Origin of the sequence: Planotetraspora sp. A-T 1434, from assembly GCF_025420585.1 — a bacterium.
Classification (GTDB): domain Bacteria; phylum Actinomycetota; class Actinomycetes; order Streptosporangiales; family Streptosporangiaceae; genus JAOEGB01.
Window position 1 is genome coordinate 58,770 of the sequence record NZ_JAOEGB010000027.1, and the last position, 24,355, is coordinate 83,124.

The 24,355-nt window shown below is 69.8% G+C and carries 21 protein-coding genes; 7 read left to right on the top strand and 14 right to left on the bottom strand.

Annotated features, from left to right (window positions below; genetic code table 11):
- Position 1 precedes the first annotated feature (1 nt).
- From N5079_RS28930 to fxsT, 3 genes are read left to right on the top strand one after another with little or no spacing between them, the layout of a single operon-like run.
- Positions 2–838, top strand: a complete 837-nt coding sequence (locus N5079_RS28930) for an aminoglycoside N(3)-acetyltransferase (protein WP_261587311.1) — start codon at positions 2–4, stop codon at positions 836–838.
- Between the two features lie 27 nt (positions 839–865).
- Complete coding sequence (locus N5079_RS28935; protein ID WP_261587312.1) at positions 866–2,107, top strand: TIR-like protein FxsC; 1,242 nt, start codon at positions 866–868, stop codon at positions 2,105–2,107.
- Positions 2,100–6,005 (top strand): FxSxx-COOH system tetratricopeptide repeat protein, encoded by a 3,906-nt coding sequence (fxsT, locus tag N5079_RS28940; RefSeq protein WP_261587313.1) that lies wholly within the window; start codon positions 2,100–2,102, stop codon positions 6,003–6,005. Before N5079_RS28935 ends, fxsT begins: the two co-directional genes overlap by 8 nt.
- Here fxsT and N5079_RS28945 read toward each other — a convergent pair whose 3' ends face one another.
- Positions 6,006–6,872, bottom strand: a complete 867-nt coding sequence (locus N5079_RS28945; protein WP_261587314.1) for an alpha/beta fold hydrolase — start codon at positions 6,870–6,872, stop codon at positions 6,006–6,008.
- 843 nt (positions 6,873–7,715) lie between these two features.
- On the opposite strand from N5079_RS28945, the gene N5079_RS28950 reads away from it, so the two are divergent.
- The gene (locus N5079_RS28950; protein ID WP_261587316.1) at positions 7,716–7,934 is read left to right on the top strand and encodes a hypothetical protein; all 219 of its coding nucleotides are present in this window, start codon (positions 7,716–7,718) and stop codon (positions 7,932–7,934) included.
- 679 nt (positions 7,935–8,613) lie between these two features.
- Positions 8,614–9,426, top strand: a complete 813-nt coding sequence (locus N5079_RS28955) for a DUF4253 domain-containing protein (protein ID WP_261587317.1) — start codon at positions 8,614–8,616, stop codon at positions 9,424–9,426.
- Between the two features lie 34 nt (positions 9,427–9,460).
- Here N5079_RS28955 and N5079_RS28960 read toward each other — a convergent pair whose 3' ends face one another.
- Positions 9,461–9,781 (bottom strand): ArsR/SmtB family transcription factor, encoded by a 321-nt coding sequence (locus N5079_RS28960; protein WP_261587318.1) that lies wholly within the window; start codon positions 9,779–9,781, stop codon positions 9,461–9,463.
- A 103-nt stretch (positions 9,782–9,884) separates the two neighbouring features.
- Here N5079_RS28960 and N5079_RS28965 point away from each other — a divergent pair, with 103 nt between their 5' ends.
- Positions 9,885–11,159, top strand: a complete 1,275-nt coding sequence (locus N5079_RS28965; RefSeq protein WP_261587319.1) for an MFS transporter — start codon at positions 9,885–9,887, stop codon at positions 11,157–11,159.
- Here the strand turns inward: N5079_RS28965 and N5079_RS28970 are convergent.
- From N5079_RS28970 to N5079_RS29020, 11 genes are all read right to left on the bottom strand, one after another.
- Positions 11,149–12,204, bottom strand: coding sequence for a lactonase family protein (locus N5079_RS28970; RefSeq protein ID WP_261587320.1), 1,056 nt, complete (start codon positions 12,202–12,204; stop codon positions 11,149–11,151). The two genes, N5079_RS28965 and N5079_RS28970, sit on opposite strands and share 11 nt — an antisense overlap.
- Before the next feature lie 204 nt (positions 12,205–12,408).
- A complete protein-coding gene (locus N5079_RS28975; protein WP_261587321.1) occupies positions 12,409–13,554 on the bottom strand; it encodes an LLM class flavin-dependent oxidoreductase in 1,146 nt (381 codons plus the stop codon).
- On the bottom strand, positions 13,551–14,588 hold the full coding sequence (locus N5079_RS28980) for an LLM class flavin-dependent oxidoreductase (RefSeq protein ID WP_261587322.1): 1,038 nt from the start codon (positions 14,586–14,588) through the stop codon (positions 13,551–13,553). The genes N5079_RS28975 and N5079_RS28980 overlap by 4 nt, the downstream gene beginning before the upstream one ends.
- Positions 14,585–15,853, bottom strand: a complete 1,269-nt coding sequence (locus tag N5079_RS28985; protein ID WP_261587323.1) for an LLM class flavin-dependent oxidoreductase — start codon at positions 15,851–15,853, stop codon at positions 14,585–14,587. The genes N5079_RS28980 and N5079_RS28985 overlap by 4 nt, the downstream gene beginning before the upstream one ends.
- A gap of 27 nt (positions 15,854–15,880) precedes the next feature.
- Complete coding sequence (locus N5079_RS28990; protein ID WP_261587324.1) at positions 15,881–17,212, bottom strand: NtaA/DmoA family FMN-dependent monooxygenase; 1,332 nt, start codon at positions 17,210–17,212, stop codon at positions 15,881–15,883.
- Entirely contained in the window at positions 17,209–18,873 is a 1,665-nt protein-coding gene (locus N5079_RS28995; RefSeq protein ID WP_261587325.1) for a dipeptide ABC transporter ATP-binding protein, read from the bottom strand. Before N5079_RS28995 ends, N5079_RS28990 begins: the two co-directional genes overlap by 4 nt.
- Entirely contained in the window at positions 18,870–19,715 is an 846-nt protein-coding gene (locus N5079_RS29000; protein WP_261587326.1) for an ABC transporter permease, read from the bottom strand. The genes N5079_RS28995 and N5079_RS29000 overlap by 4 nt, the downstream gene beginning before the upstream one ends.
- The gene (locus N5079_RS29005; protein WP_261587327.1) at positions 19,712–20,638 is read right to left on the bottom strand and encodes an ABC transporter permease; all 927 of its coding nucleotides are present in this window, start codon (positions 20,636–20,638) and stop codon (positions 19,712–19,714) included. Before N5079_RS29005 ends, N5079_RS29000 begins: the two co-directional genes overlap by 4 nt.
- Positions 20,635–22,278 carry an ABC transporter substrate-binding protein gene (locus N5079_RS29010; protein ID WP_261587328.1) on the bottom strand — a complete coding sequence of 548 codons (1,644 nt, stop codon included), beginning with the start codon at positions 22,276–22,278 and terminating at the stop codon, positions 20,635–20,637. The genes N5079_RS29005 and N5079_RS29010 overlap by 4 nt, the downstream gene beginning before the upstream one ends.
- A gap of 117 nt (positions 22,279–22,395) precedes the next feature.
- The gene (locus tag N5079_RS29015) at positions 22,396–22,620 is read right to left on the bottom strand and encodes a hypothetical protein (RefSeq protein ID WP_261587329.1); all 225 of its coding nucleotides are present in this window, start codon (positions 22,618–22,620) and stop codon (positions 22,396–22,398) included.
- 87 nt (positions 22,621–22,707) lie between these two features.
- Positions 22,708–23,379 carry a hypothetical protein gene (locus tag N5079_RS29020; RefSeq protein WP_261587353.1) on the bottom strand — a complete coding sequence of 224 codons (672 nt, stop codon included), beginning with the start codon at positions 23,377–23,379 and terminating at the stop codon, positions 22,708–22,710.
- Between the two features lie 26 nt (positions 23,380–23,405).
- On the opposite strand from N5079_RS29020, the gene N5079_RS29025 reads away from it, so the two are divergent.
- Positions 23,406–23,570, top strand: coding sequence for a hypothetical protein (locus N5079_RS29025; protein ID WP_261587354.1), 165 nt, complete (start codon positions 23,406–23,408; stop codon positions 23,568–23,570).
- Between the two features lie 4 nt (positions 23,571–23,574).
- Here N5079_RS29025 and N5079_RS29030 read toward each other — a convergent pair whose 3' ends face one another.
- Complete coding sequence (locus tag N5079_RS29030) at positions 23,575–24,327, bottom strand: sulfite exporter TauE/SafE family protein (RefSeq protein WP_261587330.1); 753 nt, start codon at positions 24,325–24,327, stop codon at positions 23,575–23,577.
- Positions 24,328–24,355 lie beyond the last annotated feature (28 nt).

Below are 24,355 nucleotides of genomic sequence, written 5' to 3' on the forward strand. Positions count from 1 at the left end.
TGTGGAGTTCACCGTCTCCGACCTCGCGCGTGATCTGCGCGCGCTGGGTGTCCGCACGGGACAGACGCTGCTGCTGCATGCCTCTCTCAGCGCCATCGGCGGTGTAAGGGGGGGTGCCGCCACCGTGGTCACGGCTCTTCGCGATGTGCTCGGCCCGGACGGCACTCTCGTGGTGCCGGTGCATACGGCGGACAACTCGGAAACCTCCCCTGAGCACCTGAGGGCGATCCGGGGAATGACCGAAGCCGAGGTCGCCCTGTTCCGCAGGCGCATGCCCGCATTCGATCCCCTGAGAACCCCGTCGACGGGCATGGGCCGAATCGCCGAACACGTGCGGACCACGGATGGAGCGGTGCGCAGCGCCCATCCGCAGACGTCCTTCGCCGCTGTCGGACCACGAGCGGCAGCCCTCATGGCCGATCACGCCCCCGACTGCCATCTGGGGGAGAAGTCTCCGCTGGCCCGGCTGTACAAGGTGCAAGCGAGAGTTCTGCTTCTGGGCGTGGGCTACGACCGGTGCACGGCATTCCACCTCGGGGAGTATCGCTGCCCCAAGACGCCTCCGCGGCGTTTTTATCGCTGCGTCGTGAATTTCGGGCATGGACCGCAATGGTGGGAGTACGAGGATGTGGACCTGACCGACCACGACTTCCGGGAACTCGGCGAGGCCTTCGAAAAGAGAGGGGCCGTCGACCGCGGCTGGATCGGAAAAGCGGGGAGCCGGGTGTTCCCGGTGAGAGCCGCCGTTGAATTCGCCGCGCACTGGCTGGCCAAGCACCGTCATCCGTACATATCGGCCCCGTCGGGCACTGACTTGACTTACGCTGCGTTCCCATAGTGAATAACTCCGGGAGAAAGGAGGCGGATGCCACTACAACCGGCTCCCAGGTCACCCGCGCAGGGTCCCTATTTCTTCCTGAGCTACGCGCACATCCCCACGCACGACCCGAATAGCAGGAACGACCCGAACAGATGGGTCGTGAAGCTTTTCGAAGATCTGTGCGATCACATCATCAACATGACGAACCTGCCCCAGGGGCAGGCCGGATTCATGGACGTGGACCTGCGTTCGGGTCACCTCTGGCCGGACCGGCTGGCCGACGCCTTGGCGACATGCAAGGTATTCGTTCCGCTCTACTCTCCCCGCTACTTTGAAAGCGATCAATGCGGCAAGGAGTGGGCCGCGTTCCAACAGCGCGTCAACAACCACACCGGGCCGGAAGGGCACCTTCCCGAGGCCATCGTCCCCGCCCTCTGGAGCCCCATACCTCCCGAGCGCCTGCCCGCGGTGGCGCAGTCCATCCAGTTCACGCATGACGTCCTGGGATCCCGATATCGCGACGAAGGTTTCTATGGCCTCGTCAAGATTTCCGCCATGCGGTCGCACTACCAGAGAGCCACGATGGGGCTGGCGAAGCGGATCGTCGAAGTGGCCCAGCGGACACATGTGGGATTGATGGAACCGCCGCCGAAGTACGCCGACCTCCGCAGCGCGTTCGACGATTACTCCCCGCAACGCCCGCTCCGGGTGACCGTGGTGGCGCCGGACCTGACACACCTGCCCGCCGACCGCAACCCGTACTACTACGGCCTCACCCCTGAGGAGTGGAACCCCTTTCGGCGCGGAAGCAACACCCGCCCGCTGGTGTCCCACGCGGAAGAGATCGCGACGGCACACGGCTTCCTGCCGGAGGTGGGCTCACTCGACGACCATGCCCGGCTCCTGACCTCCCCGGAGCGCCCCGACGAACCGTCGGTCATGCTGGTGGACCCCTGGGCCACCACCGGGCCGGACTGCCACAGGACGCTCCGGGCGTTCGACCGGCGGAACCGCCAGTCCGTGAGCGTCATCGTGCCGTGGAATCACGAGGACGAGCAGACCGTGCGGGACCGTCCGAGGCTACAGCGCTCTCTCAACTCGGCCCTGCACAACAACCTGTCAGAACCGGGCCCGGACGTAACTTCGGTCAACGCCTTCCGCGGGGCCCTGTCCGACGCCCTGGGGAGGGCGGCGAACCACCTGTTCAAGACCGCCCCGGCCTATCCGCCGGAGGGCGAGCCGACCAGAAGACCGAGGCTGATGCAGCCGGAGGACCCCGATGACTGACGTCCAAGACGAAGGCCAGATCGTCACGTTCTACTCCTACAAGGGGGGAACCGGGCGCACCATGGCACTGGCCAACACGGCATGGGTGCTCGCCAGCAACGGTCTGCGGGTCCTGGTGGTGGACTGGGATCTGGAGTCGCCCGGGTTGCACAAGTTCTTCCATCCGTTCCTCGACAGCAGCGTCTTCAGCGCGACGCCAGGCGTGATCGACATCATCAGCAACTACATGTGGGCAGCCGTCAGACCCGCGGAGCGCAGTGCGGACTGGCATGTCCCCTACGCACGGGTCGTTCCTCACGCGGTGTCACTGGACTGGGACTTTCCCGACGGCGGGACGCTCGACTTCGTGTCCGCCGGGCAGCAGAACCGCGACTACTCGTCACTGGTGTCGACGTTCGACTGGGACAACTTCTACGAGCGGCTGGGGGGTGGCAGATTCCTCGACGCCCTCCGCGCTGACATGAAGAGGAACTACGACTACACCCTCATCGACAGCCGTACCGGTCTGAGCGACATCGCTGACATCTGCACGATCCAGATGCCCGACATCCTCGTCGACTGTTTCACGATGAGCGACCAGAGCATCGAGGGCGCCGCGAAGGTCGCACGGTACATCGACGATCGTTACCGTGAGCGCAACATCAGAATCCTGCCGGTCCCCATGCGGATCGACGACGGGGAGAAGGAGAAGCTCGACGCGGGGCGGCTGCTCGCCCGCAGCAGGTTCGACCGTTTCCCCAAGGGACTGACCGCGGAAGGGCTCAAGCAGTACTGGGGCGCGGTCGAGATCCCCTACAAGCGGTTCTACGCGTTCGAGGAGACGCTGGCGACGTTCGGCGACGGTCCCGGCTCCCCCACCTCCCTGCTCGCGGCCTACGAGCGACTCACCGGCGCCGTCACCGAAGGAAAGGTGGTCTCGTTCCCGCCCTTGGACGAGACCGTGCGGACCAGATGGCTGGAGATGTTCACCCGCCGCCAGCCGCTGCAGCCCACGGACATCCTGCTGAGCTACGCGCCGGAGGACCGCATGTGGGCCGACTGGATCAGCGCGGTTCTGGAACGCGCGGGATGCCGGGTGATCCCCCAGGCCATCGGCGCCTCGCCGCCGGGGGACCCCGGCCAGGGGCCGAGCCGCGTGATGCTCGTCCTGTCCGCCGCGTACACGCGAGCGATACAGGGAGGGGATGCGCTGGAGCGGCTCTCGGCCATGGACCCGATGGGGGACAGCCGCATGGTCACCACCATCCGGGTGTCCGAAGTGCGGCTCACCCCTCCTTTCAGCGACGTTCCGCCGGTCGACCTGGTACGGCTGAACGCGGAGCAGGCGACCGAGGCGATCCTCCGTGCGGTGGGAAGAGAGGGCGCCGACTACCCGTCGACTCCCTCACCTATGGGAGCGCGATTCCCGGGAACCGCTCCCCCCATATGGAACGTCCAGGCGCGCAACGCCGCCTTCACGGGACGTGGGGCCGCGCTCGAATCCCTGAGAGACCAGCTCGTCGGCGGAAGCCAGGCGGTGGTCCTTCCTCAGGCGTTGTACGGCCTGGGCGGCGTGGGCAAGACCCAGATCGCCCTGGAGTACGCCCATCGCTTCATGGCCGACTACGACCTGGTCTGGTGGATCTCCGCGGAACAGCCGGAGCTGATCAACCCGGCGCTCGCCGAGCTGGCCGGACGGCTCGGGATCCGGGTGGGCGACAGCATTCTCGAAGCCGCGGAAGCGGCCCGCGAGGCGCTGCGGCGCGGCGAGCCGTACTCTCGCTGGCTGCTGATCTTCGACAACGCCGGCGATCCCGAGGAGGTACGGGGCTTCCTCCCAGGAGGCCCCGGCCACGTGATCGTCACCTCGAGAAACCAGTCATGGTCGATGGTGGCGGCTCCGCTCGAGGTCGACGTGTTCAGCCGTGAGGAGAGCCTGGAACACCTGCTGCGCCGAGTGCCGTCGCTGAAGCCGGAGGACGCTCTACGAGTGGCCGAAGCGCTCGGCTATCTGCCGCTCGCTGTCGAGCAGGCGGCGGCCTGGCTCGGGGAGACCGGCATGTCGGCGGCGACCTACATCGAACAGTTGGAGACCCAGACGAGCGAGATTCTCTCCACCAACCCGCCGCCGGGGTATCCCAGCCCAGTGGCGGCGACGTGGAACATCTCACTCAGCCAGCTGAGGGAGCACTCCCCCGCGGCCGTGCGGATGTTGCAGCTGTGCGCCTTCTTCGCACCCGATCCCATCTCCATGTCGTTGCTGTACAGCGACGAGATGATGCGTTCCCTGCTGCCTCACGACAGTTCGCTGCGCGGCGAGAAGCTCATGCTGGGCCGGCTCATCCGGGAGATCAGCAAGTTCGCGCTCGCGAAGATCGACCCTGGAAGCAACACCATCCAGGTACACCGCCTGGTTCAGGCTGTGATCAGAAGCCAGATGACGTTCGACGAGATCGAATCCACGACCCATGAGGTGCATCACATCCTGGTGGGCGCCCGCCCTCGGCAGGGCGAGGTGGACGACCCGGAGAACTGGCCGGTCTACGACCTGATCTGGCCTCATCTGCTTCCCTCGGACGCCGAGAGATGCGTGGAGGAGGAGACCCGGCAGCTGCTCACGGAGCGGGTCCGCTACCTGTGGAAACGCGGCGAGTTCAGCAGCGCCCTGCAACTCGGTCAGCGTCTGGCCGACTTCTGGGAAGGCGAGTTCGGCCAGAACGAGCGGCAACGGCTGCATCTGCTCTTCAACATCGCCAACGTCCTCCGCTCCCAGGGGAGCTACCAGGAAGCGAGGGACCTCGACGAATGGGTGTGGAACCGGCAGCGGGAGATGCTGGGCGACAATCATCCGCACACGCTCATGACGACCGGTGGACTGGCCGCCGACCTTCGGGCGCTCGGCGAGTTCGACCGGGCGCTGGAGATGGACAAGGAGACCTACCAGCGATGGAGAGAGCTCTACGGTGAGGACAATCCGCGCACGCTGGCCTCCGCCAACAATCTCGCGGTCTCCTATCGCCTCGTCGGCGACTGTTACAGCGCCCTCGACCTCGACCAGGACACGCTCAGCCGACGGCTCACGGTGATCGGCCCGATCCATCCGTACACCCTCTTCTCCTCGGCCAACCTGGCCCGCGACATGCGTGAGGCGGGACAGTTCCACAGCTCGGTGGAGCTCCTTCGGACGACGATGGAGCGGTATCGCGAGAGCCTCGGCGACAACTTCCTCGACACCCTCCGCACCGCCAAGAGCCTTGCGGTGTCGCTTCGCAAGGCGGGTGAGCAGCACGACGCCTGGCTGACGGCGCAGCAGACACATGACCGCTACCAGCAGCTCTATCCCTCGTCTCCGGACGCCACGGCCGCGACGCTGGAGCTCGCCAGTTGCCTGTCCGCGCTGGAGGACAAGGCCGGCGCCCGGGAGCTGGCCGCCGAGATCAGGAGCCTCTACCGTACGACCCTCGGCGAGCACCACCCCTTCACGCTCGCCGCCGCCAACAACCTGATGACGTATCTTCGCGGCACCGGAGCACTCGAGGAGGCGTACGAGCTAGGCATGGCGACGCTTTCCGCGTTCCGAAGCCGTCTGCGCGACAGCCATCCCTTCACGTTGTCCTGCATGGTCAACGTCGCGAACTGCGCCGCGGACCTGGGACGGCTCGAGGAGGCGCGGGCGCTGGAGAGGCGTGCGCTGGAGGGCCTGCACGAGACGCTCGGCCCCGAACACCCCGACAGCCTCGTCTGCCAGGCGAACCTGGCGATCAGCCTCCGCGCGGCCGGCGACGAAGCGGAAGCGGAACGGCTGCTCGAGACGACCCTGAATGTCATGAAGGTGGTTCTCGGGGAGAACCACCCCAATGTGACCGCGGCGGCCGCGTGGCGCCGCCTGAACCGCGATCTCGAGCCTCAGCCAACCTGATCATTTACGGACGAGCCACAGGAGCACCTCGGGAAGAACGCCGATCGCCCCGAAGTGGGCGACGCCGTGCTGGATCTTGACCGTGGCAGCGGGAATCCGTTCGCCCAGCCAGCGGGCATGCCCGACGGGGGAGAACACGTCGTTCTCCCCGTGCCAGACCAGCGTCGGCACTTCGATGACGGCTGGGTCGAACCCCCAGCCGCCGCAGAACGCCAGGACGTCGTCGACCCAGCCGTCGATCGAGTCGCGCAGGCCCTCGGCGAAGTTGCGCACCAGCATCCGGCGGATGCCGTGGTCGGTGACCACACGCCGATCCGACTCCGGCACCTGCTGGGAGAGCCCGACCACTTTGCTCGCCGGGTCGGCGCGGATCTGAGCCGCCGCCGTCGCAAGCCGGCTCGCCACCGCCCGGTGACCCGCGAGCGCCATGGTGTACTCGACGACGTTGGAATGAGCCATCCCATCGAACCAGTCGAGCCCTTCGGCTCCGCGCGGCGCGAGGCCGACCAGCGCCGCGACCCGGGTCAGCCGCTGCGGCAGCAGGGCGGCGCACGCCAGCGCGTGCGGGGCGCCCCCGGATCTCCCGACGACCGCGAACCTCGCGATGCCCAGCCCGTCCGCGATGGCCGCCACGTCGGCGGCGACATCGGCCACCGACCTGCCCGGCAACCGGTCCGACAGCCCGTACCCGGGGCGGTCGAAACTGATCAGGCGGATGCCGAGCCGATAGAGCACCGTCGGTCTGGGCGACGGCCCGACGCGGCTCCCGGGGGTGCCATGTAGCAGGAACACCGGGTGACCGTCCGGTTCTCCCTGCTGCTGTACGGCGAGCCTTCTTCCGTCAGGTGCGACCAGAACGTCGGTCAAGACACTCTCCCCGTGATTACTCCCTACACCTGAGGGTTCCTCCGGATCGCGCCGATGTCCATGCCTGTTTCGTTAGCAAAGCTTCGCCTGGTGCGTCCCGTCTTGACCATGAGCCGCCAGCGGGGCTCCAAGGCGAGATCACAGTGGGTTCAGACCATTCACATGAATACGAATTTCGGCCGGCTCACACCACTCAAGTTGATGCGTATCGTTTCCGCCCATCACACACTTGCAGCATGCAAGTGTCGCAACACGCACAAATCGGACACTTGTCCGTAATGAACAGCACCTGCGTGTGGTGCCGCCGGAAGGTACCTTGCGTTTGTGGGCGCCGCGGCGGCCCATAGCGTTAATATCTTCTGCATCACCTCGAGCGCGTCCGACTGCAAGCGGACATCAGGCGATCGCGGTAGAGCCGACCCGAGGTCTCGACGTTAAGTATCTGTGGTTCGACGCGAAACGTCGTCCGGCCTCGGGCTCGGCGAACTGAAGAATCCATGAAGTTCGTCCCCCAGAGAGGTCGAAGTGAAGATCCATCTCACTGTCTCAGTCCCCGGCGGCCGTACGGGTCGCTTCTTCGTTATCGGGGTGATCCTGGTGATAGTGCTAATCCTCGTCCGGACCGGCACAACCGTCGGTTTCACCTTTGGATCCCGGATATGAGGCCGGCTGACCAGCGGTAATACCGGCAACACGGAAGGGGCGTCCCATCAGGGGCACCCCTTTCGCCGTCCGGGACCCATCACGCCGTTCCGCGACTCGTTCTGAAGGTCCACGGCCCCTGTGATCTCGCTTGCGGTCACTGTTACACGGGTAGCGGTCCGGACCTGTCCGGAGGCGGCTGTGCACCAATCGAACGCACCAATCGACGCACCAATCGACGTCGCCGACGACCCGATCAGCGTCTACGAACCGCGCACCGAGGTCATCCGCCTGGGGCCCGGCGCCCTTGTCGTCATCGAGACCGACGGCTCCTGTGAGCAGGTCGACTCCGTCGATGTGTCCCGGGAGGCCCCGTCGCGGCGGAACGCCGAAATCCCAATGCGGAGAATCGGAACGTAACTGACGAAGAAGAACCGCTCCCGCCACGTTACCGCCCCGAATCCGGATGCCCGGGGGGAGGCGATGAATTTCTATGACCCGAACAGTTTACTCATGTTTCAAAACATAGTTGATGCCGTCACGATCGGCCATGGGCGTGATTTCCATGCGACCTCATTTCACCAGAAACAAGCCGAGGGGACAGCCGGAGATAGACTTCGGCGCGCTTACCCTGATGCCAAGCTCCGGAATGATCTCGGCATGGATGCAGACGGGAGGTCCAAGGCGCCGAGGTGGAGGCACGCCCTCTAGGCGGGGCGGCCGAACCGGAGTGGCGTTCGGCTCTCGGGCTCAGGACAATGAGATCGATTCCGGCAACGAAAAGCCCGGCTCCCGCTGCAACGGAAGCCGGGCAATCGCGGTACGGCCAGACCGAGGTCTCGACGCTAAGTACCTGTGGTTCTGGCCGTTAGTTTATCCATACGGCTCGGCCCGACGAGGCGAACTTCGCCGCATCGCGCGGCCGAGCCGCCCGGTGCTCACCGTCTGGCACGTTCATCCCGAATGCGGACGCCCTGTTCGAGACGCATGGATGCGTGCCGTGCATAGCTCAGGAAGAATGGTGACCGGACTGGGCTCTGGCCGCGGTAGTGATCGACCTGGGCGGACGGTCCGGCATCAGGTCCGACATTATGGGCGCATGTCGGTTCACGAGCGTTGGGAGCTTCCGCCGGGCCTGGAGCTGCTGTTCGGCGACGGCGGCGACGGGAGGGCGCTCGAAGTCGGCCTCCCCACCGGGTCCCTCGTGTGGCCGGATCCCGAGTACGACAAGCTGCGGACATACCACCGGCCGTCGTTCTGGCTCAGTGACGCGCCGGTGCCGGCCGAGCTGTGGCGCCGCCTGCGGATGGAGCACCATCAGTCGGGCCTGTGGCCGGTGCTGCTGGAGGACGGCGTCCAGCCCTGGTCGGCCGGTCAGATCGCGCCGGACTCCGTGGCCGAGATCGACTACTTCAGCGCGGCTGGGTTCATGGCGGAGGCGTGGACGGACCTGATGGACCGCGAGGCGGAGCTCGCCCCCTTCGGAGCCGAGTGTCCCGGCCTGGCCGCGCCCGGCACGCCGGTGGCCGACCCCGACGCGGTCGCGGACTGGTACGCCGGTGTCGTGGCCGAGCGCAGGACGCCGCTCGGACTGGCGGCGGTCGACCGGGGGGCGGACGCGCTGGTCACCATCGGCTGGCAGGGCGCGCTGCACCACAACGAATGGACCGTGCCGCTGGCCGCCGTCGTCCGGAGCTGGGAGGACAGGTTCGGCGCGCGGGTGGTCGGCATGGGGTTCAACACGCTCGACCTCAGCATCGCCGCGCCTCCCGTCACCCGGGCTCACGCGCTGCGGGTCGCGGCCGAGCACTGGACGTTCTGCCCCGACAGCGTCCTGCAGGGACCCGGCACGCTGGCCGACTACGCCGAGCAGCTCGCCGGGCAGAACGCGTGGTCGTTCTGGTGGGACTGAAAATCATCCCCCTGGGGACTATCCCTCCTGAGCACTATCCCTCCTGGCCGAGCACGGCGGTCAGGAGGCCGGGGAAGCGGTCGTCCAGCTCGTCTCGCCGGAGGCTGACATAGCGCTGCCTGCCGTGCGGGACGTTGCGGATGACCCCCGCCTCGCGCAGCGTCTTGAGGTGGTGGGAGCGCGTGGACTTGGGGATCTCTCCGCCGATCTCCTGGCACGGCACCATCTCCAGCGAGCCCTCGGCGAGCCGGCGCACGATCGCCAGCCGCGACGGGTCGCTCAGGGCGAAGAGCACGTCGGTCAGGACGAGGTCCTCGACGTCGGGGTGCGCTAGCTCGCGCGACGAACCGGCCATAGTTCGAGAATAGTTGAACTGACGTGCTCCCGGAGGTAGCCTCAGACCGTTCGAAAATTATGGAACCATTGTGGCCTGCCGCCGTGAGGGATGGAGTTTCGGGATGGCAATCGGGGACGCCTCCGCACGTCGCGCTCGCGGATCGGTGCGGCTACCTCGTACGGCGGGCTTCTGGCTGCTGGGCGCGGCGCTGCTGATCCTCATGTGCGCCGCCGGCGCTCCCACTCCGCTCTACAGGGTCTACCAGGAGCACTGGGGGTTCTCGGCCATGACGCTGACGGCCGTGTTCGCCGTCTACGCCGTGGCGCTGCTCCTCGCGCTCGTGACGGTCGGAGGGCTGTCCGACTACGTCGGCCGGCGGCCCGTGCTGGCCGTGGCCCTGGTCGTCGAGGCGGTCAGCATGGGGATGTTCCTGACGGCCGGCGGGGTCGGGACGCTCCTGACGGCCCGCGTCCTGCAGGGCCTCGCGACCGGCACCGCCACCGCGGTCATCAGCGCCACCCTGGTCGACCTGCAACCGCTCAGGAACCCGCGACTCGGCGCGCTCGTCAACAGCGTCGCGCCCACCGTCGGGCTCGCCGCGGGCGCCCTCGCGTCCGGACTGCTGGTGCAGTACGCCCCCGCGCCGACGACCCTCGTCTTCGCCGCGTTCCTCGCCGCGTTCGTGCTGCTGGCGGCCGCCGTGACGCTGCTGCCGGAGACCGTGTCGCGGCGGCCCGGCGCACTAGCGTCACTGCGCCCCCGTGTCGCGGTGCCGCGGCAGGCCCGCGTGCCGTTCGTCGCGGCCGCGCCCTGCCTCGTCGCGACGTGGGCCATGGGCGGGCTCTACCTCTCGCTCGGCCCGTCACTGGCGGCCGGCGTCCTGCACGTCCAGAACCACGCCGTCGGCGGCCTCGTGGTCGCCACCCTCACCGGAGCCGGGGCGCTTGCCTCGCTGCTGCTCCGCGACCGGGCGCCGGGCCCGGTGATGGGCTGGGGGGCCGTCGTGCTCGCGACCGGCACCGCGCTGACCCTGGTCGCGCTCGCGGCGACGTCGATCCCGGGGTTCCTGCTGAGCACCGCTGTGGCGGGATTCGGCTTCGGCGCGGCGTTCCTTGGCGCCTTCCGCTCCCTGGCGCTGCTCGCCGGGCCGTCGGAGCGGGCGGAGCTGTTCGCCGCGATGTACGTCGTCAGCTATCTCGCGTTCAGTGTGCCCGCCCTCATCGCCGGCGCCGCCGTACGGTCCCTGGGCCTGAGCGCGACGACCGCGGCCTACGGATCGGTGGTGATCGTCCTCGCCCTCGGGGCGGCGCTCCTCAGGCTGCTGTCCGCCCGCCGCGCCACCCCGCCCCCCGCGCCCGCGGCGGATGCCGCTGAGGGGCAGCCGGTCATCCGATGAGCACGCAGGAGGGGCTGCCGACGTCGACGCCCTCGGCGGACGGCTCCGGGACGCCGTCCTTCAGGGCGAGCACGGCGACGCGGTCCGACCGCTCGTTGGCGACGTAGATCCGGTCGCCCGCGACGGCGAAGTGCCTCGGCCAGCGGCCTCCGCCGGGCACCTCCGCAATGGGGGTCAGCCTTCCCCTCTCCACGGCGAACGCCGTGATGGTGTCCGGGCCGCGGTTGCCGACGTAGACGTGACGCCCGTCGGCGGAGACGTCGATGTGGGACGGCTGGTTGGGCCCCTCGATCGCGCTGGCGGGCACGCGGCTCAGCTCCCGCCACTCGTCGTCGTAGACGGCGACCGTGCCGTCCAGCTCTCCCGCCACGTACCAGTGGGCGGAGAGAGGGTGGTGCACGAGGTGGCGGGGACCGGTGCCGGGGGCCAGCCGTACGGGCCCGTCCGGGTGGGGGGTCATGCCGGGCAGGAAGCGGCGCACCTCGTCGGTGCCGAGGTCGGTGACGTACAGCACGCCGTCCGGGCCGAAGACGGCTTGATGGGCGTGCGGGCCCTCCTGCCTGCCGGCGTTGGGGCCGTGGCCCTCGTTGCGGAACAGCAGCGGGTCCGGCTCCGGAAGGCCGTCCTCGCCCAGCCGGAAGACCGCGACGGTGCCGTCGCCGTAGTTGGCCACGGCCAGCCACGTCCCGTCCGGGTCGACGGCGAGGTGGCAGGGGTAGGAGCCGCCGCTCGGGTGCTCAGCCAGCAGCCGCGGGCCGGCCCCCGCAACGGTCCCCGCAGCGCCGTCATCGCCGTCGTGGGGGGCGTCCGCGAACACCGCCACGCCGCCGTCGGGCCGTTCCAGTACGGCGTAGAGCAGCGGGAGGTGGGGGTGCGCCGTGACGAACGAGGGACCGGACACGGCGGTCTCCGCGACCGCCCGCAGCCGCCCGGCGGCGTCGACGCGCACGCGTGTCAGCCCCGTGCCGGATCCGCCCGTGTCGGCCGTGTACCCGCCGATGACAAGGCTCCCCGGCGTCGCTGGGCCGGGCTGGGGTCCGGGCATCGTCTCTCCTAGATCACGAGCAGGCCGGTGACGGTCCGTCGAATGCTATCGGCGAGCCGCCGCCCGGCCCACGTCCGCCCCTGGCGGATCCCTGACCTGCCTGCGCGAACCCGTGCATGATCACGACCGGGGTTGACGCAGGTCCGGGCGCCCCTCCGGGAACCCATGCATGATCACGGCCGGGAGGGGGTGGCCGGGGGGAGGCTACTGACCGGCCCATGCCTCCGCGAGCAGGCGGTGCGACCGGACGCGGTCGGCGTGGTCGTGGGTGATCGTGGTGACGAGCAGTTCGTCGGCGCCGGTGACGTCGCGCAGCACGCGGAGCTTCTCCACGACCGTCTCGGGCGACCCGGCGAACTGGGTGTCGATCCGGTCGGCGACGAGCGCCCGGTCCTCCTCGGTCCACTGGTGCGCGGCGGCCTCCTCCGGGGTGGGGAACGGAATCGCCCCCGCGCCCGTGCGGATGCTGCGCACCCACAGCGCGTACGGCGAGGCCAGCTCGCGGGCGGTCGCGTCGTCCTCGGCCACGACGACGTCGGCCGAGACGAGCACGTGCGGCGCGGCCAGCGTCTCGGACGGTTTGAACGCGGCCCGGTAGGCCTCGACGGCTTCGAGCACGTTGGCCGGGCTGACGTGGTAGTTGGCCGCGAACGGCAGCCCGCGCTCCCCCGCGACCTGGGCGCTCTGGCCGCCGCTGCTGCCCAGGATCCACAGCTCCAGATTCGCGCCCTCTCCGGGCACCACGTGCGCCTGGATCCCGTCCTCCGACCGGTAGGCGCCGTTGATGAAGGCGATGATGTCGTCCACCTGGTCGGCGAAATCCGGAGACTGGGCGCCCGGCTGCTGGAGCAGCGAGCCGTACAGCGCGAGGATCGGAGATCGGGCCAGCGCCGCGAAGGAGAACTCCTCGGGGATGAGCAGCCCGTCCACGACCCTGCGGGGCTTCGGCTGCCGCTCCTTGGGCGGTTCGCGGAGGACCTCGGCCCGCCGCTGCCCGGACCGGCCGAGGCCGAGGTCGATGCGGCCCGGGTGCAGGGCCTCGATCGTGCCGAACTGCTCGACCACGGCGAGCGCCGTCTGGTGCCCGAGCTGGACGGCGCCGGAGCCGACCCGGATCCGGCTCGTCGCCGCCGCGACCAGGGCGATGAGCACCGCGGGGGCCGAGCTCGCCACGCCGGGGGTGAAGTGGTGCTCGGCCAGCCAGTAGCGGTGGTAGCCGTACTCCTCGGCCTTCTGGGCGAGGTCGATGGTGTTGCGCAGCGCGTCCGCCGCGGTGCCGCCGGACGAGATCGGAGCGAGGTCGAGGATCGAGAGGGGCGTTGAAGGGGGCGTGGAGAGGGAAGTGGTCATATCTGCCTTCCAGTGGGGAACGGCCTGCTGGGGATCTCCCGGCGGAGCACGGGGGCGATGTCGCTCTGGAACAGCTCCAGGGCCGTCCGGTGCTGGCTGTCGGTGAGCCCGTCGGCGTCGGCGCTCAGATGCATGACCTCGTGGCCGAACCGGTCGTGGTACCGGAGCACCTTGTCGATGATCTGCTGGGGGCTGCCGACCAGGATCGAGCCGCGCTCGATGGCGTCCTCCAGCGTCGGGAACACCGGGGTGACCCCCGTCTTCTTGAACCGGGCGATCCTGGCGTCGTAGACGGGCCGGTAGGTCTCGATCGCCTCCTGCGACGTCTTCGCGGCGTAGTAGCCAGCGGTGCCCGCCCCCACGAGGGCGTCCGCGGGGTCGTGCCCGTAGAACTTCCACCGCTCGCGGTAGTAATCGATCAGCTCGGCGTACGGCTCGATCGGGTTGGTCACGTTCGCCGAGAAGAGCGGGTCTCCCCACCGGGCGGCCAGGTCCACCGAGTCCGTGCTCGTGGCACTGCCGTGCCAGACGCGGATCGGCTGCTGGAGGGGCCGGGGCCAGGTCTCGGCGTTCTCCAGCGGCGGCCGGAACCTGCCCTCCCAGGTGACCTTGTCCTCCCGCCACAGCCTGCGGAACAGCTCGTATCCCTCTCGGTTGCGGTCCCACTGGTCCTCGGCGGTCACGTGGAAGAGCTGGGCCTGGGCGGCGCCGTTCCCCTTCCCGATGATCAATTCGAGCCGGCCGCCGGAGAGGTGGTCGAGCGTGGAGTAGTCCTCGAAGGCCCGGACCGGGTCGAGCAGGCTGAGCGTCGTCACGGCGGTGAACAGGCGGATCCGCTTCGTCAGCGCGGCGACGTGGCTCAGCACCACCGGGGGCGAGGACGAGATGAAGGGTCGCTCGTGCCGCTCCCCCACGCCGAAGCCGTCGAAGCCGAGCTCCTCGGCGAGGACGGCGTTGTCGATCACCTCCCGGAACCGGTCGGTCGTCGAGACGCGCTCGTTGTGGACGATCAGCGTTATGAGCAGAAATTTCATGATGCGACCACCTCGGGCGTGGCGTAGCGGCTGGCGGGCCGTGGAAGGCCGAGGAGACCCCTCAGGGTGTTCGCCTCGTAGGCGCTCCGGAACGCTCCCCGGCTCCGGAGGGCGGGCGCCAGCCCCCGCGTGATGCCCTCGAGGTCGTACGGCAGGGCGCCCGGGCGCAACCGGTAGCCCTCGATCCCGGCCGCCCTCCACTCCAGGAGCAGGTCGGCGAGCTCCTCGGGCGTGCCGGTGAACACCAGCGCGTCCGAGAAGAGCTCCGCGCCGTCCAGTTCGTCGAGCCGCGTCTTGCGCGCCGCGGCGGCGCCGGGCTCGTCGTCGAGGAAGACGACCAGGTCGGCGAAGACCTGCAGCGGGCGGCCCTCCCTGCCCACGTACGCCTCGGCCTCCCGCACCGCGGTGATGATCGACCGCACGTGCTCGGTGCCATGCGGCGTCACGAAGACCACGTCGGCGGCCCGCGCGGCGAGCCGGTACGGCACGACGTCGTGGGCGAGGGCCGCGACCACGGGCTGCCCCTGTGGCGACCGCGGCGTGATCGACGGGCCCTTCACGCTGAACGTCGGCCCGGTGAAGTCGATGTAGTGCAGCTTGTCGCGGTCGATGAACCGGCCGGTCGCCACGTCGCGGATCTCGGCGTCGTCCTCCCAGCTGTCCCAGAGGCGGCGGGCCACCTCCACGGCGTCGGCGGCCTCGTCGAAGAGGTCCTCGACGCGCTGAGGCAGGTTGGCCAGGTCCGCCACGTCCTCGAGGGTCAGCTCCGGGAGGTCCCTGCGCCCGATGTTGGCGGCGTCCGTGCTGCGGGCCGAGACCTGCGGCCGCCACCCGGCCCGGCCGCCGCTGACGTGGTCGAGGCTCGCGATGCCGATGGCCACGTGGAACGGCTCGGTGTGCGTCGTTACGGCGGTCGGCACGAGCCCGATCCGCGACGTCAGCGGGGCGAGCCTCGCGGCCAGCAGCACGGCGTCGAATCGTCCCCTGACCTGGTCGCCGCGCCCGTCCAGCCCGTCGAGGAGCGTGGACTGGAGCCGGAACGCGTCCTCGAACGTGACGAAGTCGAGCAGGCCGCGCTCCGCCTCGGCCACGAGGCCGGCCCAGTAGCGGGCCTTGAACAGCTCCGTGCGGGCGTCGGGGAGGTCGCGCCAGGCGGCTGGATGCCATCCGGCCCCGTCGAGGGCGACGGCGATGTGCAGTTCCTTCTCCGGCGCTTTGTCCGGAGCCTTTTCCTGCGCGTGCTCCGTCGATGAACTTTCCGGCATGCGATGCCCTTTCTCAGAGAACCGAGGCTAGAGACCGAGGTGGTCGCGGAGCGTGGTCCCGGCGTACTCGGTGCGGAACACGCCGCGCTCCTGCAGCAGCGGGACGACGCGGTCGACGAAGTCGTCCAGCCCTCCGGGGGTCAGGTGCGGCACGAGGATGAACCCGTCGGCCGCGTCGGCCTGGACGAACTCGTCGATCCGCGCGGCTACCGTCTCGGGTGTCCCGATGAACGACTGACGGCCCGTCACCTCGATGACGAGCTCGCGGATCGAGAGCTTCTTCTCCTCCGCCAGCGCCCGCCACTTGGCCGCGAGCTCCACCCGGTCGCCGAGCGGCACGCGCCCGCCCCACACCCCCTCGGACAGGTCGGGGTCGACGTCGGGCAGTGGCCCCTCGGGGTCGTAGGCCGACATGTCCCGGCCCCACACCTGCTCCAGGAAGGCGATGGCCGTCTGCGGGCTCACCTGCTGCCGCCGGATGTGGGTGGCGTTCTCCGCCGCATCCTCCTCCGTGTCGCCGAGCGCGAACGTGGCCGCCGGCATGATCTTCAGCTGGTACGGCTCCCGCCCGTACCGGGCGAGCCTGCCCTTGACGTCGGCGTAGAACGCCTTGCCGGAGTCGAGCGTGCCGTGGCGGCTGAAGATGACGTCGGCCGTCTTCGCGGCGAACTCCCGGCCCTCGTCGCTGTCGCCCGCCTGGATGATGACGGGACGGCCCTGCGGGCTCCTCGGCACGTTGAAGACGCCGGACGTGCTGAAGTGGCGGCCCTCGAAGCGCACGGGCCTGATCCCCTCGGGCCTCACGAACAGGTCGCCGCCGTCCGGTTCGCCGCCTGGGGGGAGGGCGTCGGCGTCCCAGGAGTCCCACAGCTCGCGGGCGAGCCGTACGAACTCCTCGGCGCGGGTGTAGCGGTCGGCGCGGTCGAGGAAGCCGCCGCGCCGGAAGTTCTCTCCGGTGAAGGCGTCGGAGGTGGTCACGACGTTCCAGGCGGCGCGGCCGGCGCTGAGGTGGTCGAGCGTGGCGAGCCGCCTGGCCAGCTCGTAAGGCTCGTTGAAGGTGGCGTTGACCGTGCCGGCGAGCCCGAGCCGGTCGGTGACGGCGGCCAGCGCCGCGAGGACGGTCAGGGCCTCCGGCCGCCCGACAACGTCGAGGTCGTGGATGCGGCCCTTCAGCTCGCGCAGGCGCAGCCCCTCGGCGAGGAAGAAGAAGTCGAACCTCCCCCGCTCGGCCGTCTCGGCGAGGTGCCGGAAGGAGGAGAAGTCGATCTGGCTCTTGGAGCGGGGGTCCGCCCACACGGTGGTGTTGTTGACTCCGGGGAAGTGCGCGGCGAGGTGGACCTGCTTGCGCGGCCTGCTCATCGGGACGGCTCCTTCGGGTATGCGTGCTCCAGCCGCGGCACGGCGGCCAGGAGCTCCTTCGTGTAGGCGGTCCGTGGCTCGGTGAAGACCCGGCGGACGTCGCCCGACTCCACCACCAGGCCGTCCTTCATGACGAGGACCCGGTCGCTCACGTGGTGGATGACGCCCAGGTGGTGGGAGATGAAGAGGTAGGCCACGCCGAGCGAGGCCTGGAGGTCGGCGAGCAGGTCGAGCACCTGGGCCTGGATCGACACGTCGAGGGCCGAGACGGGCTCGTCGCAGACGATGACACGCGGACGCGGGGCCAGCGCGCGGGCGATCGCCACCCGCTGGCGCTGGCCTCCCGACAGGCGGAGCGGGCGGCGCTCCAGGATCGTCGCGTCGAGGCCGACCTGTTCCAGCAGCTCCACCGCGCGGTCGCGACGGCTGGAGCGCGGCTCGCCGCCGACGGCGAGCGCCTCGTCGAGGACGCGCCACACCGAGAACCGGGGGTCGAACGAGCTCAGCGGATCCTGGTAGATCACCTGGATGTGGCGGCGCAGTTCCCTCCGCTCGCCGGCGGCCAGCCCGGCCCAGGGCCGCCCGTCGATCTCGACCTCGCCGGCGTCGGGCGTCAGGAGGCCGAGGACAAGCCGGGCGGTGGTCGTCTTGCCCGACCCCGACTCTCCGACGATCCCGAGGGTCTCCCCGGCCCGCAGCTCGAACGAGACGCCCCCGACCGCCGGGCGGCCGTCGAACGCCTTCGCCAGCTCGCGGGCCCGGATCACCACCTCGCCCGGCTCCGGCGGCGGGCTGACGGCCTTGACGTCCCCGGTCACAGAGAGCCTGGTGCCCTTCGCGTGCTCCATCGGGATGGCGGCGAGCAGCGCCCTCGTGTACGGGTGGGCGGGGGCGCGCAGCACCTCGGAGGGCGGCCCCTCCTCGACGACCACGCCCTCCTTCATCACCAGGACCCGGTCGGCCAGCTCGGCGACGACGGCCAGGTCATGGCTGATCAGCAGCAGCGCCGTACCGGACCGCTTGCGGGCGGCGAGCAGGCGGAGGATCTGCGCCTGCACGGTGACGTCGAGGGCCGTGGTGGGCTCGTCGGCGATCAGGAGACGCGGGTGGCAGGCGATCGCGGAGGCGATCAGCGCGCGCTGGCGCAGGCCGCCGGAGAGCTGGTGCGGATACTGCCCGGCGCGCAGCTCCGGCTCGGGGACGCCCACCTCGCGGAGCAGCTCCACCACCCGCTCGGTGACCGTGCCGCGCGGCGCGGCCCGGTGGAGGCGCAGGGTCTCGCCGATCTCGCGTCCGACGGGCCGCAGGGGGTCGAGGGAGACCAGCGCGTCCTGCAGGACGTAGCCGACCTGGGTCCCGCGGACCGCGCGCCACTGCCGCTCGCCGTACCGCCTGGCGTCCTGCCCCGCCACGGTGAGCGACCCGGCCCGTACGGCGGCGCCGTCCCCGGTGAGCCCGATGAGGGTCCGGGCGGTGACGCTCTTGCCCGAGCCCGACTCGCCGACGATGGCGACGCACTCCCCCGGGTGGACGGCGAACGAGACGCCGCGGACGGCCTGAACGTCGTCGAACGATACGTGCAGGTCGGCGACCTCGACGATCGGACCTTCTGTAGCGGGGCCATCCCCAGGGAGGATGCCTTCAAGAAGCGGGCCGGTCACGTGAGCCTCCCTTCGACTCGGCGCTGCAGGTGCCGGCCGGCGACCGTCACCGAGAGCACCGTGAGCGTGATCGCCAGGCCGGGGAACACGGCCATCCACCAGGCGACGGAGAAGTATTCGCGGCCTTGGGAGAGCATCGCCCCCCATTCGGGCGCGGGCGGCTGGGGCCCAAGGCCGAGGAAGCTCAGCGACGCCGCCGCGACGAGCGCCGTGCCGACCTCGATCGTGGCCACCACGAGCAGCGGCGCGAAGGCGTTCGGCAGGATGTGCCGCAGAACGATCCGCCCCGGAGTCAGCCCGAGCGAGGTGGCCGCCTCCACGTACCCGGAACGCCGGATGAGCAGTGTCTGCGCGCGGACGAGGCGGGCGTAGCTCGGCAACGTGTACGCCGCGATCGCGAGGATGGCGTTGAACGTGCCCCGCCCGACGACGGTGATGACGAGAAGCGCGAGCAGCAGGCCGGGCAGCGAGAGCAGAACGTCGACGAACCGCATGGTCACCTCGTCGAGCAGCCGCCCGCCGAGTGCGGCGAGCAGGCCCAGCACGCTGCCCACTGCGACCGCGAGCGCGGTGGCGCCCAGCCCGGCGAGCAGGGACGGCCGCGCACCGAACACCACCCGGGTGAAGACGTCGCGCCCGTTGGCGTCGGTGCCGAGCAGGTGGACGCCCCCCGGAGGCTGGAGCGCGGCGAGGGCGTCGGCGTCGTTCGGGGATCCGTGGGTGACGAGGCCGGGCGCCACCGCCAGGACGGCGACCACGGCGATGAAGAGCGTCGCGGCCCACACTCCGGCGCGCGGGATCCGGCGCGGCGTCCGCGAGGTGGTCAGGGCGGGGAGAGTCATCGGGCGCCTCGCAGCCGGGGGTCGATGGCGAGGTAGAACAGGTCGATCATGATGTTTACGACCACGTAAAGGGTCGCGGAGACGAGCACCACGCCCATCACCACGGGCAGGTCCTTGGAGGTGACCGCCGTCAGCGTCAGCCGTCCGATGCCCTCGCGGGAGAAGATCTCCTCGACGATGACCGCCCCGCCGAACAGCACGCCGACGAACCAGCCCGCGAGTGTCACGGTCGGCAGCAGCGCGTGCCGCAGGGCGTGCCGTACGCGCACGGCGAGGTCGGCCATGCCGCGGGAGCGGGCCGTCAGGATGAACGGCTCGTCCAGCGTCAGCTCCAGCCCTTCCCTGAGCACCTGGGTCAGGATGGCGCTTACGGGAATGGCGAGGGCTACGGCCGGCAGCACGAGCCCGCCGGTGACGGGGAACAGCCCCAGCGTGAAGGAGAAGAACGTGAGGAGCAGGATGCCGCCCCAGAAGGTCGGGATCGAGACGCCCACGAGCTCGATCCCGGAGAACAGCCCCCGGATCCAGCGCGACCGCTTCGCGGTCAGCACGGACACCGTGACCGCCACGACCACCGCCATCGCGAACGCCGACAGCGTTAGCTGGATCGACGCCCCGATCTGGGAGCCGATCGCCTCGGCGACCGGCTGATGCAGCTGGTAGGACCGGCCCAGGTCGCCGCGGAGGACCCGGCCCAGGTAGGTGACGTACTGGACCAGGAGCGGCTGGTCGAGCCCGTAGTCCGAGATGATCGCAGCCCGCACCTCCGGGGTGACGGTGGAGTTGCCGATCAGCACGTCCACGACGTCGCCCGGGGTGAGGTGCAGCGCCACGAACGCGACCGTCACCGCGCCCCAGAGGACGAGGAGCGAGGTGGCCAGCCGGACGGCGATCCGGCCGGCCACCGATGTGCGTGCTGTCATCCCTGGATGACCGACGCGTCGTAGAAGGTGGGGTACGCCTGCGGCTCCCAGCCGATGTCGTGCACCTTCTTCGAGGCCCCGAGCACGTAGTTGAAGATGTAGACGGGGAAGACCACGGCCTCCTCGGTCACCTTGTGCTGAACCTTGGCGTAGAACTCGGCGCGCTTGGCGAGGTCGGTGGTGGCCAGCGCGTCGTTCAGCCAGCCGTCGACCTCCTTGTCGGAGTAGCGGGCGGCGTTCTGGCCGAACACGGTGGCCGAGGCGATGCTGTCGATGGCGAACAGGTTCCGCAGGGCGTCGCCGTCGGCCCGCTGCCAGCTGAAGTCGACGAGGTCGTAGTCGCCCTTGATGTACGTGGTCACGAACTCGCCGATGCTGGCCGGGTTCGTGACGGCGACGTCGATCCCGAGCTTCTTCGCCTCGGCCTGCACCTGCTCGGTCAGCGTGTCGCGGTTCTCCCGGACGACGGCCTTGAAGAACGGCCACCGCACGGTCAGCCGCTTGCCGTCCTTGGTGCGGTAGCCCTCCGAGTCACGGGCGGTCCACCCGGCCTCGTCGAGAAGCCGCGCGGCCTCGGCCGGGTCGTACTTCCACTGCGTCTCGGTGCCCTTGTCGTAACCGGCGGTGGACGGCGACACCGGGCTGGAGGCGGGCTGGTAGGTCCCGAAGTACAGCTTGTTCACGATGGTGGCGAAGTCGATCCCGTCGCGGAACGCCTGCCGTACGCGCTTGTCCGTGAACACGCCCGAGGAGGTGTTCGGGTAGTAGTTGTAGTTGCCGCCGGGGGCCTGGCGCGTCTCGATCGTCAGCTTCGGGTCGGCCTTGGCCTGGTTCACGCTGATCGGCGGGACGCTGGCGATGGCGTCGACCTGGCCGCTGGTCAGCGCGCCCAGCCTGACGGCGTTCTCCGCGATGACCTTCATCTCGAGGTTGTCGAGGTGGGCCTCGCCCTGGTGCTTGGCGTTCTCCGGCGCCCAGTTGTAGCCCGGGTTGCGGTGGAAGGTGATGCCCTGCTTCGGCGTCCAGGCGTCGATGACGAACGGCCCCGAGCCGACGACCTTCTGGCACAGCGCGTCCTGCGGCTGCTTGAGCGACTGGGGCGACTCGATGCCGAAGTACGCCGTGGCGAGCGCGGCCAGGAACGGCGAGTGCGGCTTCGAGAAGTTGACCTTGGCCGTGTACTGGTCGACGACGTCGGTGCCGGTGTAGGGCGTGATGAACCCGGCGGCGAGCTGCGACTTGGTGGCCGGGCTGACGATGTGGTCGAGGTTGGCCTTCACCGCCGCCGCGTCGAACGGAGTGCCATCGCTGAACTTCACGCCCTGGCGCAGCGTGAAGGTGTAGCTCTTCTGGTCGGGCGAGACCGTCCAGGAGGTCGCGAGCCATGGGTGGACCTTGCCCTCGGTGTCCAGGGAGACCAGCGAGTCGAGGGCCGGCCGGGTGAACAGGCCCGTCACGTCCTGGGCGCTCTGGTGGGGGTCGAGGCAGGTGGGCTCGGTGTTGACCGCGAAGGTCAGCTTCCCGCCCCTGGTGGGGGCGCCGCCCGGATCCTTCCGCGCGGCGGGGGTGCCCCCGCAGGCGGTCAGCGCGAGCAGAGCCACTACGGGAACGATCAGACCGGCGAGAGTTCTCTGGTGCACAGTTATGCGCCCTTTCCTTCAAAACCTACTCGCACAGTAGGAATAGAAGGTTTAGATGTCAATCGGCGCTGTCTTGATTGCGTGCATTAGGACGCTTATGCGTCCAGCGGGCGGCTATCAGCGCGGGTCGCGCAGCCTGGCCAGGTCGCTCTCCATCTTGGCCATGACGCGCTGGTACCCCTCCCAGCCGTACAGCCGGACCAGTTCGGCCTTCATGCGGAGCGTCTCCTCCTGCACCGCCTCCGGGCCTTGACGTCGTATGGCGTCGAGCGCCCGGCGCGCCTGACATTCGCGTTCATTGAGATCGGCGAGACCTTCGCGGCGGATCTCAGGAGTAGGCATGGGGCTCTGCCCTCCACGTCTGTACGAACGGTGCCTAGTCTGACGCGCCGCCGCCGTGCCAGGTTGACGGTCGTCGTGAAATCTTCCCTAGGGTGTGACCGGCGGGATGCTCCCCGCAATGTCCCCCGGGACGTCCACGGCGATCTCTCCACCGAGCCTCGCCCCGCCGGTCAGGGAGAGGTTGTCCCCGCTCCAGAACCTGCCCGGGTCGTACCAGTTCGGGCGGCGTCCTCCCGGCAGCAGTCCCATGGCCTCATAGGTGACGGCGACGACCTCCGCGCAGTAGGCCGTCTCCAGAGCGGTGTCGCTCCGTCTGAGGTTGAGGAACTCCTTGAGGTTGGGCAGCCGCCCTCGCAGCCAGCGGCCGGCGAGCCGGGCCGTCGACGGGAACGGCGTTCCGTCCAGGCGGGCGATCGTGCGCAGGACGGCGTCCTCCATGCTCCGGCCGGCGGGAGGTTCGAGCTGGCGCAGCCAGGCCCGCTGGCCGTACTTGGCGGACCAGACGCGGACCGCGTCGCGCAGGTCGTGGAGTTGGACGCCGCGCTGGTGCGTGCCGGACCACAGGTCGGGCAGCGAACGGCCGAGCTCGGCGTGCCACATCAGCGGGGGCAGGTCCTCGATGACGACGGCCATGCCCACGTGGTTGACGGGGCTGTTCGTGGTGACCTGGATGGCCCGGTCGGGCACCGTGCGCCCCCGGAACACCCACACGTCGCCGGTCCGGGTGAGGTCGATGGCTTTGTCGAGACTTATCCGTATGCCAGGCACACCAGTAGCCTAAGCACATGCGGCGGTGGTGGAAGATTCTCGGTCTGGCGGCCTTCGCGGGGGTCGCCGCGACCGGCGTGGTGATCGCCCGCGCGGAGCGCAGGCGCCGGGCGTACACCCCCGAGGAGATTCGGGAGCGCCTCCGGGCCCGCCACGCCGAGGCCGCGGCGCCCGCCCCCTGACCGGTCAGGCCGCGCCCCGGTAGGCGTCGAATCCGAGCTTGACCGCGACGGCAAGGCCGCAGACGGCGGCGGCGATCCGGAGCGTCTGCCCGGGAAGCCGGCGGGCGAGCGCCGGGCCCAGCCAGCCGCCCACGAGGAACCCCGCCGCAAGCGGCGCCGCGGCCGACCACTGCACCGGCCCGAAGAGCGCGAACCCCACGGCGGCGACGCCGTTCGCGAGCGCGGAGACGACGTTCTTGACGGCGTTGACCCTGGCGGGGTGCTGGTCGAGCGCCGAGGCAAGCACCGCGAACATGATGATGCCACCCGCCGCACCGAAATATCCGACATAGACGGCGACGCCGAACAACGCCGCCCGCAACGTCCAGCCGTCCCGGCCTCCGAGGCTCACGTGGCCGGTCCGCGGCGGGCGAAGCAGGAGCAGTGAGGCCGCGCCGATGAGCCAGGGCGCGATCAGCTCGAAGGTCCGTGACGGCGTCACGAGCAGCAGCGCCGCGCCCGCCGCGCCGCCCAGCGCGGTGACCCAGCCCACCCGGAGCAGCAGCCTGCCCTGTCCGGCCAGCTCGGGCCTCGACCCGGCCGCCGCGCCCATGCCGGTGAACAGCAGCGCGACGGTGTTGGTGACGTTCGCGCTCAGCGGCGGCAGCCCGAAGGCCAGCAGCGCCGGATACGAGATGACCGACGCCAGGCTGACGACCGTGCTGACCACCCCGGCCAGCACGCCCACCCCTGCCAGCCCCAGCACGTCGGCGATCACAGCACCGACCCAACCACATCGGTCGTCG